At 61.3% G+C, this 12431-nt stretch carries 13 protein-coding genes; 12 read left to right on the forward strand and 1 reads right to left on the reverse strand.

Features of this window, described 5'->3' with window-relative positions; translation table 11 throughout:
* The first annotated feature begins 7 nt into the window (after positions 1-7).
* The 3 genes from EV286_RS15130 (at position 8) to murJ (ending at position 4939) form a co-directional block, all read left to right on the forward strand.
* Positions 8-301 (forward strand): hypothetical protein, encoded by a 294-nt coding sequence (locus tag EV286_RS15130; protein ID WP_132957958.1) that lies wholly within the window; start codon positions 8-10, stop codon positions 299-301.
* Positions 302-440: 139 nt separating this feature from the next.
* Positions 441-3344: a [protein-PII] uridylyltransferase gene (locus EV286_RS15135; protein WP_132957959.1), complete on the forward strand. Its 2904-nt coding sequence runs from the start codon at positions 441-443 to the stop codon at positions 3342-3344.
* The gene (gene murJ / locus EV286_RS15140) at positions 3341-4939 is read left to right on the forward strand and encodes a murein biosynthesis integral membrane protein MurJ (RefSeq protein ID WP_132957960.1); all 1599 of its coding nucleotides are present in this window, start codon (positions 3341-3343) and stop codon (positions 4937-4939) included. Before EV286_RS15135 ends, murJ begins: the two co-directional genes overlap by 4 nt.
* A 23-nt stretch (positions 4940-4962) precedes the next feature.
* Here murJ and EV286_RS15145 read toward each other — a convergent pair whose 3' ends face one another.
* A complete protein-coding gene (locus EV286_RS15145) occupies positions 4963-5385 on the reverse strand; it encodes a DUF882 domain-containing protein (protein WP_132957961.1) in 423 nt (140 codons plus the stop codon).
* Positions 5386-5595: 210 nt separating this feature from the next.
* Here EV286_RS15145 and EV286_RS15150 point away from each other — a divergent pair, with 210 nt between their 5' ends.
* The 9 genes from EV286_RS15150 (at position 5596) to miaB (ending at position 12410) form a co-directional block, all read left to right on the forward strand.
* Complete coding sequence (locus EV286_RS15150; protein ID WP_132957962.1) at positions 5596-6009, forward strand: VOC family protein; 414 nt, start codon at positions 5596-5598, stop codon at positions 6007-6009.
* 144 nt (positions 6010-6153) lie between these two features.
* Positions 6154-7218, forward strand: a complete 1065-nt coding sequence (trpS, locus tag EV286_RS15155) for a tryptophan--tRNA ligase (RefSeq protein WP_132957963.1) — start codon at positions 6154-6156, stop codon at positions 7216-7218.
* Positions 7219-7282: 64 nt separating this feature from the next.
* The gene (locus EV286_RS15160) at positions 7283-7774 is read left to right on the forward strand and encodes a universal stress protein (RefSeq protein WP_132957964.1); all 492 of its coding nucleotides are present in this window, start codon (positions 7283-7285) and stop codon (positions 7772-7774) included.
* 115 nt (positions 7775-7889) lie between these two features.
* Positions 7890-8456 carry a NifU family protein gene (locus EV286_RS15165; RefSeq protein ID WP_132957965.1) on the forward strand — a complete coding sequence of 189 codons (567 nt, stop codon included), beginning with the start codon at positions 7890-7892 and terminating at the stop codon, positions 8454-8456.
* A 29-nt stretch (positions 8457-8485) separates the two neighbouring features.
* A complete protein-coding gene (tsaB, locus tag EV286_RS15170; protein ID WP_132957966.1) occupies positions 8486-9148 on the forward strand; it encodes a tRNA (adenosine(37)-N6)-threonylcarbamoyltransferase complex dimerization subunit type 1 TsaB in 663 nt (220 codons plus the stop codon).
* 5 nt (positions 9149-9153) lie between these two features.
* Positions 9154-9648, forward strand: coding sequence for an N-acetyltransferase (locus EV286_RS15175; RefSeq protein WP_132957967.1), 495 nt, complete (start codon positions 9154-9156; stop codon positions 9646-9648).
* 43 nt (positions 9649-9691) lie between these two features.
* Positions 9692-10120, forward strand: a complete 429-nt coding sequence (locus tag EV286_RS15180; RefSeq protein WP_132957968.1) for a Fur family transcriptional regulator — start codon at positions 9692-9694, stop codon at positions 10118-10120.
* A 30-nt stretch (positions 10121-10150) separates the two neighbouring features.
* On the forward strand, positions 10151-10948 hold the full coding sequence (locus EV286_RS15185) for a lysophospholipid acyltransferase family protein (protein WP_132957969.1): 798 nt from the start codon (positions 10151-10153) through the stop codon (positions 10946-10948).
* A gap of 58 nt (positions 10949-11006) precedes the next feature.
* Positions 11007-12410: a tRNA (N6-isopentenyl adenosine(37)-C2)-methylthiotransferase MiaB gene (gene miaB, locus EV286_RS15190; RefSeq protein ID WP_132957970.1), complete on the forward strand. Its 1404-nt coding sequence runs from the start codon at positions 11007-11009 to the stop codon at positions 12408-12410.
* The last annotated feature ends 21 nt before the right edge of the window (positions 12411-12431 follow it).

Below are 12431 nucleotides of genomic sequence, written 5' to 3' on the forward strand. Positions count from 1 at the left end.
AATGACAATGGAAAGACTTCTGGAGGAAGTGCGAAGGCTGGCCGACATGCTTTCGGTCGCCGACATGCCGCAGAAGACCAAAGCTGGCCTTGTGCAGGTCGGCTGGAATACGCCGTGCGGCAGGCTGCGTGTCGCCGGCTCCTGCATGGCGATCGGGGCGATGGGTGATCGCATCGCAAATGCCGGATACCGCGAATGCGAGAAGGACGTTCTTGCCAGCATCATGACAGAGGCAAGACAGATCCTATATTTTATCAATGGCGTGGCTGCGGCCCGGAACGAGGCCGTTTCCGACACCTGAAAGATGCGTGCTGCCGATCCGCTGGAGAACGAGGGAGGCACCTGCACCTTTCTCGGTGCGCCTTCACGGTTTCGCCAAATTTAAAGGCTCTTGCATTAACAAAGCTGGTGTCAATCACCAGGCAAAAAGGCTATAGCGCATGCAGATGGATCGACACGCGCGCCAGCAATCGGCCGCGGGCAATGAACAGGAATCCCGCCGGCGCATGGCGACGACAGAGATCGACTTTTCTGAAATTCTCGACGTGGCTGCACTGCGCGCCGAATGCGAGGCGCTTGCACGTGAATGCTCCGGCAATCCCGACCGACTGAAGTCGACACTCCTCGCAATCCTGAAGAAGGCAAGCCTGGAGGGGCGCCAGCGGGCGAGGGATCTGCTCTCCATGGATGGCGGTGGCCTGAACTGCGCCTATCGCATCTCCTGGCTTCAGGACCAGATCATCACCGTTCTCTATGACGTCGCCGTCACGCACGTCTATCCGCGCCAGAAGGACAGGTTCGCGATCTCTGCCGTCGGCGGCTATGGCCGCAGCACGCTGGCACCCGGTTCCGACATCGACCTGCTCTTCCTGCTTCCGGCAAGGAGCCCGGAGGAAGTGCACAAGGCCGTGGAGTACATTCTCTACGTGCTCTGGGACATGGGCTTCAAGGTCGGGCATGCGACGCGCACCGTCGAGGAATGCATCGCGCTCTCCAGGTCCGACATGACGATCCGCACGGCCATCCTCGAGGCGCGCTACATTTGCGGGAAGCAGGCCCTCGAGCATGAACTCGAAGACCGTTTCGAGAAGGAAATCATCCTCGGCACGGGACCGGAATTCATCGCCGCCAAGCTCGCCGAGCGCGACGACCGTCATCGCAAGGCGGGCGACACGCGCTACCTCGTCGAGCCGAACGTCAAGGAAGGCAAGGGCGGCCTGCGCGACCTGCACACGCTGTTCTGGATTTCCAAATATTATTATCACGTCCGCGATCCGGCCGAACTCGTCAAGCTCGGCGTCCTGTCGAAGCAGGAGTATCGGCTCTTCCAGAAGGCGGAGGACTTCCTCTGGGCGGTCCGCTGTCACATGCACTTCCTGACGGGGAAGGCGGAAGAACGCCTGTCCTTCGACATCCAGCCCGACATCGCGCAGGCGCTCGGCTACCACGCTCGTCCCGGCCTTTCGGCCGTCGAGCGCTTCATGAAGCACTATTTCCTGGTCGCCAAGGATGTCGGTGACCTGACGCGCATTCTCTGCGCCGCGCTCGAGGACCAGCAGGCCAAGGATACGCCCGGCCTCAGCGGCGTCATCAGCCGCTTCACCCATCGCGTGCGCAAGATCCCGGGTACGATCGAGTTCGTCGAGGACAGGGGGCGCATCACATTTGCGAACCCGGATGTCCTGAAGCGCGATCCCATCAGCATCATCCGCCTCTTCCATGTGGCCGATATCACCGGGCTCGAGTTCCATCCTGATGCGCTGAAGCGGGTTACACGCTCGCTTTCGCTGATCGACAACGATCTAAGGGAAAACGAGGAGGCCAACCGGCTTTTCCTCTCGATCCTGACGTCCAAGCGCGATCCGGCGCTCATCCTGCGACGCATGAACGAGGCGGGCGTTCTCGGCCGCTTCATTCCCGAGTTCGGCAAGATCGTCTCGATGATGCAGTTCAACATGTATCATCACTATACTGTCGACGAACACCTCCTGCGCGCCATCGAAGTCCTGTCCGAGATCGACAAGGGCAAGGCGACCGATATCCATCCGCTCACCGTCAAGCTGATGCCGGGCGTGGAGGATCGTGATGCGCTCTATGTCGCCGTGCTGCTGCACGATATCGCCAAGGGTCGCCAGGAAGATCACTCCGTCGCCGGCGCCAAGGTGGCACGCAAGCTTTGCCCGCGTTTCGGCCTTTCCCCGAAGCAGACGGAACTCGTCGTCTGGCTGATCGAGGAACACCTGATCATGTCCATGGTCGCCCAGACGCGCGACCTCAACGACCGCAAGACGATCACCGACTTCGCCGATCGCGTGCAGTCGCTGGAGCGCTTGAAGATGCTGCTGATCCTGACCGTCTGCGACATACGCGCGGTCGGCCCCGGCGTCTGGAACGGCTGGAAGGGCCAGCTCCTGCGCACTCTCTATTATGAAACCGAGCTTCTGCTCGCCGGTGGTTTTTCCGAGGTCTCGCGTAACGAGCGCGCCAAGTATGCATCCGAGGCGCTCTTCGCCGCGCTGTCGGACTGGAGCGAGAAGGATCGCCGCACTTATGCGGGGCTGCACTACCAGCCCTATCTGCTGTCGGTTCCGCTCGAAGACCAGGTGCGGCATGCGCATTTCATCCGCCAGGCCGACAAGAACCGCCGCGCTCTCGCCACGATGGTGCGGACCGATTCCTTCCATGCGATCACGGAGATCACTGTTCTCGCGCCCGACCATCCGCGCCTGCTGGCGGTTATCGCGGGGGCATGTGCTGCGGCGGGCGCGAACATCGCGAACGCCCAGATTTTCACGACCTCCGACGGTCGCGCGCTCGACACGATCCACGTCAACCGCGAGTTCACGGCCGATGAGGACGAGATGCGCAGGGCCGCCACGATCGGCAAGATGATCGAGGACGTACTTTCAGGCCGCAAGCGCTTGCCCGAGGTTATCGCGACCCGCTCGAAGAGCCGCCGGAAAAACAAGGCCTTCGTCATTCCGCCGTCGGTGACCCTCTCGAACACTCTGTCGAACAAGTTCACGGTCATCGAGGTCGAATGCCTTGACCGTACGGGCCTTCTGTCGGAGATTACGGCTGCGCTCTCCGACCTGTCCCTCGACATCCATTCGGCGCGCATCACCACCTTCGGCGAGAAGGTAATCGACACCTTCTATGTCACCGATCTCGTCGGGCAGAAGATCGTCAGCGACAGCAGGCGGGCAAGCGTCACTTCGCGGCTGAAGGCCGTGATGACCGCGGGTGAGGAGGAGCCGCGCGAACGCGCCGCTGCCGCCGCGCAGCCTGTCGCTACCGCGCGTCCCGCAGCAGCAGCCGAAAAGAAAGCCGGTTCCCCCGCATGAGCCTTGTAAGGAAATTCGCCACCGTCGGCGGCGCCACGCTCGGCAGCCGCATCTTCGGTTTCGCTCGCGAAACGCTGATGGCGGCGGCGCTGGGAACAGGCCCGATGGCGGACGTCTTCTATGCGGCGTTCCGCTTTCCAAATCTGTTCCGCCGCCTCTTCGCAGAAGGCGCATTCAACGCCGCCTTCGTGCCGCTCTTTGCCAAGGAGATCGAGGCCCATGGCGTCGCTGGCGCCAAGCGCTTCTCGGAAGAGGTCTTCGGCGTTCTCTTTTCCGTGCTGCTCCTCATCACGATCGTGATGGAGCTCTCCATGCCGCTACTGGTGCGCTTCATCATCGCGCCGGGCTTTGCAGATGATCCGGAGAAATTTTCGCTGACGATCCGCATGGCTGCGGTGATGTTCCCCTATCTCATGTGCATGTCGCTGACCGCGATGATGAGCGGCATGCTGAATTCCCTGCATCATTTCTTTGCCGCTGCCGTGGCGCCCATTTTCCTGAACGTGGTGATGATCGGCGCGCTGTTCTATTCGATCTATACCGGGGCCGATCCGCTTGCGACCGGATGGTATCTCTCCTGGGGCGTGCTCGTCGCGGGCATATTGCAGCTCGTAGTCGTCTATTTCGGGGTGCTGCATGCAGGCATGAGTATCGGCTTTCGCTTCCCGCGCATCACGCCGAACGTCAAGCGCCTGCTCGTCCTTGCCGTGCCTGCCGCTGTCACCGGAGGCATCACCCAGATCAACCAGCTGGTCGGTCAGGCCATTGCCTCGAGCCGTGATGGTGCAATATCAGCACTTCAGTATGCCGACCGCATTTACCAGCTGCCGCTCGGCGTCGTCGGCATCGCTGTCGGCGTGGTCCTTTTGCCGGAGCTCGCCCGCGCGCTGAAGGGTGGCCATCTGCGCGAGGCTGCCAACCTGCAGAACCGCTCGATCGAATTTGTCCTCTTCCTGACGATCCCGGCCGCCTTTGCCTTGTGGATCCTGTCGAGCGAAATCATTCGAGTGCTCTACGAGCGCGGGGCCTTCCACCAGGAAAACACTGTTCTTGTCGCGTCGATCCTGGCGATTTACGGCCTGGGTCTTCCGGCATTCGTGCTCATCAAGGCGCTTCAACCCGGCTTTTATGCGCGCGAGGACACCAAGACGCCGATGCGCTATTCGGCGATCTCGGTTGCCGCCAACTGCGCCCTTGCCTTTACGCTCTTTCCCTACATGGGCGCTCCCGGCATCGCGGTTGCCGAGGCGGTAGCCGGCTGGGCGAGCACGATCTTGCTCTTCACGACGCTTCTTCGGCGCGGTCATCTTGTCTGGGAATGGGCGCTGGCGCGCCGTGCGGCGTTGCTGATCGTGTCGTCCTGCGTCATGGCAGCCGTCATCATCTACCTGCAGCACCGCTGGGAACCCTGGCTTGCCTCCAGTGCCAACCTGTTTGCCAAGGTCGGTACGCTCGGCTTGTTGATCGCCATCGCCATGGTCGTCTATTTTGGCACCGCCTTTCTCATCGGTGGTGCCAATCTCGGCATGATACGCCGCAACCTCAACCGCAAGCCTGCTGCCGCAGCTCCGGAGACGCTGAACGGCGAAGGGTGAGAGGCCGCTCGCCGGCGGCCGCCTCAGCAATCCACCCACGTTCTTCGCGGGCCGATGTCGACGTGAATGATGCCGTTGCAGTAGCGCCCGATGCCGCCGATACCAGGCGCGCTGCGCGCCGCCTCGACGACCGTTCTTTCCGAGACCCCCGGCATCCGGAAATCAGCGGCCATACAGCGGTTGTGCATCGAACCTCGCCGGTGCGCATGCCGGTAGCCGGACGTTATAAGCGGACGCCGCCGGGTCTTGGCGGCGATGTGCGCGAGGATGGCCCGGAGCTTTTCCGGAAAGCAGCTGGCTCGCACACTGACGGTTTGCAGTGTAAAGCTTGGAGCCTCTTGTTTACCGATGCTCGATACAGTGGTCTTGTCGGTCTGGGCGTCAGCGGTTGTGCATGATGACAACGCAAAAAGGCTCGCGAGCGCGATGGACAAAGCATTTTGCATGCGTCCCCCCTTTGTAACCTTGCAACAAATCTGTGCATAGGTGCTCGCTTACTTAGGGGAGAGATTCAAATTTCAAATATAGCTATTTAGTGGAAAAAAATACGTCAACGTGATTAGAAATACCCGGATTTTCTTGGAAATGGCAGATGGTTGCGCGAGTGCTTCCCTCACGGGTAAGCTGTAGTTCCTGCAGGAGAAATCAAGTACGTCATGGCTTCGATCGAACAATCCCTCTTTCTCGTCACCCTCGTTGTCGATTCCTACGACAGGGCGAAGGGCTTTTACTGTGACGCACTCGGGTTCGACTGCCTGCAGGATGAACTCCAGCCGGAAGGCAAGCGTTGGGTCGTCGTCCGGCCGAAAGGAGCGGATGGCGCGGCGCTCCTGCTGGCGGAAGCCGCCGACGAGAGGCAGCGCGCAGCGATCGGCCATCAGACCGGCGGCCGGGTGGGCTTTTTCCTCAAGACCGACGATTTCGCTCGCGACCATGCCGCCATGCTCGCCGCGGGCGTGCGCTTCCTCGAGGCGCCGCGCCACGAGGTCTATGGGACTGTCGCCGTCTTTTCGGATCCTTACGGCAACACCTGGGACCTGATCCAGCATGCCGCACCGGTAACCCCTTGATTGCAGCTGTCCTGCCGTGCATAAGCCGCGGCACTGGCAACATAGGCGATGTGCGCAAATTCCAGAATGTTACTGCATCCGTTGCGCGCCTTCGGGGGACGCGCGGCGCAGTAAAGGCCCTCCACCAGCCTAATCGAGGACGACATGAGCGAATTCAAGAAACTCATCTTCTCCGGCGTTCAGCCGACCGGAAATCTCCATCTCGGCAATTATCTCGGCGCCATCCGCCGCTTCGTTCAGCTGCAGGAAGGTAACGACTGCATCTATTGCGTCGTCGACATGCACGCGCTCACTGCTCAGCTCGTCCACGAGGATATGCCGAACCAGATCCGGTCGATCGCGGCCGCCTTCATCGCCGCCGGCATTGATCCGGAGAAGCATATCGTCTTCAACCAGTCGGCCGTGCCGCAGCATGCGGAACTCGCCTGGATCTTCAATTGCGTCGCTCGCATCGGCTGGATGAACCGCATGACGCAGTTCAAGGACAAGGCTGGCAAGGACCGCGAGCAGGCCTCGCTCGGCCTCTACGCCTATCCGAGCCTCATGGCTGCGGACATCCTGGTCTATCGCGCCACGCACGTGCCGGTCGGTGAGGACCAGAAGCAGCATCTGGAACTGACGCGCGACATCGCCATGAAGTTCAATCTCGATTTTGCGGATCACATCCGCAAGACGGGATACGGCATCGACATCACCGTCGGCGACGAGCCGGTGCACGCCTATTTCCCGATGGTCGAACCGCTGATCGGCGGGCCGGCGCCGCGCGTCATGAGCTTGCGCGACGGCACGAAGAAGATGTCGAAATCCGATCCGTCCGACCTTTCGCGCATAAACCTGATGGATGATGAGGACGCGATCTCGAAGAAAATCCGCAAGGCGAAGACCGATCCGGAGGGTTTGCCGAGCGAAGCGGCCGGTCTCGCCAATCGCCCGGAGGCCGAGAACCTCGTCAGCATCTATGCGGCGCTTGCGGACAAGTCCAAGGACCAGGTGCTGAGCGAATTCGGCGGCCGGCAATTCTCCGTCTTCAAGCCGGCGCTTGTGGATCTTGCGATCCATGTCATGGCTCCGATCACAGGCGAAATGCGCCGCCTCATGGACGACACGAGCCATATCGACGCGATCCTGCGCAAGGGCGGCGAACGGGCGAGGGCGCGCGCCGAAGTCGTCATGAAGGAAGTTCGCGACATCGTCGGCTTCCTCCATTGAGGCCAGCGCCCCGGCTAAAAACGGGGCTTGCAATGCCGATGATTCCGGTGGCAGACTCAGCGTTATGGTATCGAAGCGTCTATCCCGGCTCGAAGGTCATCGCCGCAAATTCATGGCGGTGATCGACGGTACACCAGAATGCCAGCGTGCCGTCCACTATGCAGGGCGGCGCGCCAAGAACTCCAATGGCGGCCTTGTCCTTCTCTATGTCATTCCGGAAGGCGACTTTCAGCAATGGCTGGGGGTCGAGGAGATCATGCGCGCTGAAGCGCGTGAGGAGGCTGAGGCCGTTGTCGCCAAGGCGGCGCAGGTCGTCCGCGAGACGATCGGCATCGAACCCGAGGTCGTCATCCGTGAGGGTGGTGCGGCGGAGCAGATCAACCTTGTCATCGAAGAAGACAGGGATGTGGCGATCCTCGTCCTCGCCGCAGGCTCGGCCAAGGAAGGGCCAGGCCCGCTGGTTTCCTCTGTCGCTGGTCGCGGTGCTGCCTTCCCAATTCCTGTCACCATCCTGCCGGATACGCTGACAAACGAGGAAATCGACGCGCTGTGCTGATCTAGCGCAGGCGATTCTTGAGTGGCGGGCTCTTGATTGGCCTGCGCAAAGCGCTTATTTTCTTTTGAAGCATTCTAAAGACGGTGGCGAGACCACGCGTCGCATGGAGAACGAGATGTTCATACAGACCGAAGCCACGCCGAACCCGGCGACGCTGAAGTTCCTGCCCGGCCGCGTGGTCATGGAAAGCGGAACTGCGGATTTCCGCGATGCCGCCGATGCCGAGACCATTTCTCCGCTCGCCGCTCGCCTTTTCGAGATCTCCGGCGTGACGGGTGTCTATTTCGGATATGATTTCATCACGGTTTCCAAGGAAAACCAGGAGTGGCAGCATCTGAAGCCCGCCATTCTCGGTTCGATCATGGAACACTTCATGTCCGGCAAGCCGGTCATGAGTGGACCCTCGATGACCGACGAGCTCGATTCTGACGTCGAATTCTTCGATGCGGGCGACGAGTCGATCGTCCTGACGATCAAGGAATTGCTGGAAACCCGTGTGCGCCCTGCAGTGGCGCAGGATGGCGGCGACATAACCTTCCGCGGCTTCCGAGACGGCAAGGTCTACCTCAACATGAAGGGCTCCTGCTCGGGTTGCCCGTCATCGACAGCTACCCTGAAGCATGGCGTGCAGAACCTGCTTCGCCATTTCGTTCCGGAAGTGCAGGAAGTCGAAGCCGTCTGATCTGAAGTCGCCATCGGGGAGGTTGGCGCATGATCGTGATGGCGCTGGATACGGCCGGTACGGATTGCGCTGCCGCGATCTATGACAGCGGCAGCGGTACTGTATTGGCCGAAGTGACGGACCCGATAGGTCGCGGTCACGCCGAACATCTCATGGGCATCATCGACAAGGCTCTGGCGCAGGCGGGGATTACCCTGAAGGCGGTGGAGCGTGTTGCCGTGACGGTTGGTCCGGGCTCATTCACCGGCATTCGCGTCGGTGTCGCCGCTGCCCGCGGTTTTGCGCTCTCGCTCGCCGTGCCTGCCGTCGGCGTTTCCACCCTGGAGGTCCTAGCCGCAGCCGAGCTTGAACGCATGCCGGGTCGCCCGGTGCTCGCCGGCATGGACGCCAAGCGCGGCGAAGTCTACCTGCAGCCGTTCGATGCCACTGGTGCGGCACTTGCCGAGCCGCAGGCCGTCACCATCGAAGACGCCCGTGCCGCAGCCGCTGTCTTCGACGGCGAGCTCGCCGGATCCGCGGTACCTTTGATGCGTGGAGAGGCTGCTGGCAACGGTGAGCCAGACCATTTTCCAATCTCGATCGTGGCGAGGCTCGGCGCGATGGCGCGCGCGGATCAGGGCAGGCCGAAGCCGATTTACCTGCGTGGACCGGATGCGAAGCCGCAGTCGGGATTTGCGGTGGCCCGGGTGTGAAAACGATGCTGGAATCCTACCTTACACTGAAACGGGAATTCGAGATCGTCGCCATGGGGTCTGACGATTGCGTTGCCGTTTCCATCCTTCATGGCGAGCGCTTTCCGCGGCCGTGGGGCGATGGCGAATTTCATAGCCTCCTCAGCCAGGACACGGTCTTCGGATTTGTCGCCAGGCAGACGAATGCGATCCTGAAGAAGCCGCTCGCCGGCTTCGTCCTCGCAAGGGAAGCCGCCGGCGAAGGCGAAATCCTGACGATCGCGGTCCAGCCAAAGCTCGCCCGCAGCGGTCTCGGCTGGCGGCTGATGCAGGCTGCGATGCGCGAGGTTCGCAATCGGGGCGGCGAGAGCATGTTCCTCGAGGTGGACGGCGCCAATGTCCCCGCAATCGGGCTCTACCGGAAGCTCGGGTTCGAGAAGGTCGGTGAACGCCGCGCCTACTACGTGGACGAAAGCGGGGCAAAGTCGACGGCGCTTGTCATGAAGCGCGTTCTTCGCTAGTTGCCTAGTTTCGAACGTGAAATCTTTTTGAAGGCCAGATCGGATGACAGAAGTCGCCAAATCTTTGGAGGAGCTTTGCGTCGAGCGCGGCATGCGTATGACCGAGCAGCGCCGCGTCATCGCGCGCATCCTCGAGGATTCGGAAGACCATCCGGATGTCGAGGAGCTTTATCGCCGCTCGGTCAAGGTTGACGCCAAGATCTCCATCTCCACGGTCTATCGCACGGTCAAGCTCTTCGAGGATGCGGGCATTATCGAACGCCATGATTTCCGCGACGGTCGCTCGCGCTATGAGACCGTGCCCGAGGAGCACCACGACCATCTGATCGACCTCAAGACGGGTTCGGTCATCGAGTTCCATTCGTCGGAAATTGAGGCCCTGCAGGAGCGCATTGCGCGCGAACACGGCTTTAAGCTGGTCGACCACCGGCTCGAACTTTACGGCGTCCCGCTGAAGAAGGACGAGCGGTGAGGCGATGGCCAGGGCCTGGGAGAGCGTGATTTGATCGTCTGGCTGCGCATCGGCTTCATTGCCGTTGCCATTGTCGCCGTCAGTATCGTCCTCCTGCCGTTGCAGTGCATCTGCCTCTATTTCGACTGGAAACCGCGTCGCTACCTTCCGCGGCTGTGGCATCGCACCATCTGCTTCCTGTTCGGCATCCGCATTCGCATCGCCGGGCGCCTCGAGTCACGCCGCCCGTTGATGCTTGCTTCCAATCACGCCTCATGGCTGGACATCATGGTGCTGTCCGCGGTTGCCGACGTGGCTTTCATCGCCAAGTCGGAAGTTCGGACTTGGCCGATATTCGGCACGCTGGCGCGCCTTCAGAAGAGCGTTTTCATCGCCCGGGAGCAGAAGCGCAAGACTGGCAGCCAGGTGAACGAGATCGCCGAGCGCCTCGCTGGCGGCGAGATCATGGTGCTGTTTCCCGAAGGCACGACCTCCGACGGAAACAGGCTGCTCGAAGTGAAGTCTTCGCTCTTCGGGGCCGCGACTGCTGCGGTGCCCCATTCGCCGACTGGCACTGTCTATGTCCAGCCGGTTGCGATCGCCTACTCCGGCATCCACGGCATCGCGATGGGTCGCTACCATCGCCCGATTGCCGCCTGGCCGGGCGACATCGAACTCCTGCCACACCTGAAGGGCATCCTCCAATGCGGCGCCATCGATGTGGATGTCTGCTTCGGCGAGGCCGTCGAATACGATGCGGAGACCAACCGCAAGGAGGCGAGTGCGGCCATCGCCAGGCGCATCCGCAACCTGCTGGCAAGCAAGCTGCGCGGCCGTGAGATCGCATGAGCGTCCGGCATTTACTTTTTTGATTTTCTCCAGGACCAAAAACCACTAAATAGCGGCCATGACCCAGGATACCGCACTCCTTCAGGCCCAGGATACAAATATCCGCAAGGGCTCCAACAGCCGCAAGGTCTTCATCAAGACCTATGGCTGCCAGATGAACGTCTACGATTCCGTCCGCATGTCCGATGCGCTGGCGAAGGATGGGTATGAGCCGACCGAGGATATGGAGGAGGCCGATCTCGTGCTCCTCAATACCTGTCATATCCGCGAGAAGGCCGCAGAGAAGGTATATTCCGCTCTTGGCCGCCTCAGGGACATGAAGAAGCAGCGTGCCGGCGAGGGCCGCGACATGATGATCGGGGTCACGGGCTGCGTCGCTCAGGCCGAGGGCGAGGAGATTCTTCGCCGTGCGCCGGCCGTCGATGTCGTGATCGGTCCCCAGACCTACCATCGCCTGCCGGAGGCGCTGCGCCGCGCCAAGGGTGGTGAGCGGGTCGTCGATACGGAATACGCAATCGAGGACAAGTTCGAGCACTTGCCGCTTGCCGAGAAGGCGAAGATCCGCAAACGCGGGGTTACGGCTTTCCTGACCGTGCAGGAGGGCTGCGACAAGTTCTGCACCTTCTGCGTCGTTCCCTATACCCGCGGATCCGAGGTCTCGCGGCCGGTGCATCAGATCGTCGAAGAGGCCGAGAAACTGGTCGACGGCGGGGTTCGCGAGATCACCCTCCTCGGCCAGAATGTCAACGCCTGGCACGGCGAAGGCCCGCGTGGCGAAGAGTGGAGCCTCGGCGACCTGCTCTACAGGCTCGCGGAAATCCCCGGCCTGGCGCGCCTGCGCTACACCACCAGCCATCCGCGCGACATGGACGATCGGCTGATCGATGCCCACCGCAACCTGCGCATGCTGATGCCTTACCTGCATCTGCCGGTCCAGGCTGGCTCGAATCGGATTCTGAAGGCCATGAACCGGCGTCATACCGCATCGGAATATGTCGCCCTGATAGAGCGCATCCGCGCAGCGCGGCCGGATATCGCGATATCCGGCGATTTCATCGTCGGTTTTCCGGGCGAGACAGACGCGGATTTTGAGGATACACTTAGGCTGGTTGAGGAGGTGCGCTATGCGCAGGCCTTCTCGTTCAAATACTCGACGCGCCCGGGAACGCCCGGTGCTGAACTGAAGGATCAGGTGCCGGAAGAGGTCAAGGCCAGACGGCTGGAGAAACTGCAGGCGCTTCTCTTGAAGCAGCAGCAGGAATTCGCGGAATCCTGCGTCGGCAAGGTCATAGATCTTCTGCTTGAAAAGCCGGGTCGGATGCCCGGCCAGTTGATAGGTCGTTCTCCTTGGCTTCAGTCGGTGAATGTTGATGCAAAAGCATCGCAAATCGGTGACATTATTCGTGTGCGAATCACGGGAATAAGCACCAACAGTCTGTTCGCCGAGGTGGTGAGCAACTGATTGGAAAACAGGGAGCCTGAC

The organism is Rhizobium sp. BK251, assembly GCF_004345245.1.
Taxonomy (GTDB): domain Bacteria; phylum Pseudomonadota; class Alphaproteobacteria; order Rhizobiales; family Rhizobiaceae; genus Rhizobium.

Excerpts from the sequence above, each read along its gene's own strand:
- EV286_RS15130 (WP_132957958.1), top strand. The coding sequence starts at position 8 with ATGGAAAGACTTCTGGAGGAAGTGCGAAGGCTGGCCGACATGCTTTCG.
- EV286_RS15135 (WP_132957959.1), top strand. The coding sequence starts at position 441 with ATGCAGATGGATCGACACGCGCGCCAGCAATCGGCCGCGGGCAATGAA.
- murJ (WP_132957960.1), top strand. The coding sequence starts at position 3,341 with ATGAGCCTTGTAAGGAAATTCGCCACCGTCGGCGGCGCCACGCTCGGC.
- EV286_RS15145 (WP_132957961.1), bottom strand. The coding sequence starts at position 5,385 with ATGCAAAATGCTTTGTCCATCGCGCTCGCGAGCCTTTTTGCGTTGTCA.
- EV286_RS15150 (WP_132957962.1), top strand. The coding sequence starts at position 5,596 with ATGGCTTCGATCGAACAATCCCTCTTTCTCGTCACCCTCGTTGTCGAT.
- trpS (WP_132957963.1), top strand. The coding sequence starts at position 6,154 with ATGAGCGAATTCAAGAAACTCATCTTCTCCGGCGTTCAGCCGACCGGA.
- EV286_RS15160 (WP_132957964.1), top strand. The coding sequence starts at position 7,283 with ATGGTATCGAAGCGTCTATCCCGGCTCGAAGGTCATCGCCGCAAATTC.
- EV286_RS15165 (WP_132957965.1), top strand. The coding sequence starts at position 7,890 with ATGTTCATACAGACCGAAGCCACGCCGAACCCGGCGACGCTGAAGTTC.
- tsaB (WP_132957966.1), top strand. The coding sequence starts at position 8,486 with ATGATCGTGATGGCGCTGGATACGGCCGGTACGGATTGCGCTGCCGCG.
- EV286_RS15175 (WP_132957967.1), top strand. The coding sequence starts at position 9,154 with ATGCTGGAATCCTACCTTACACTGAAACGGGAATTCGAGATCGTCGCC.
- EV286_RS15180 (WP_132957968.1), top strand. The coding sequence starts at position 9,692 with ATGACAGAAGTCGCCAAATCTTTGGAGGAGCTTTGCGTCGAGCGCGGC.
- miaB (WP_132957970.1), top strand. The coding sequence starts at position 11,007 with ATGACCCAGGATACCGCACTCCTTCAGGCCCAGGATACAAATATCCGC.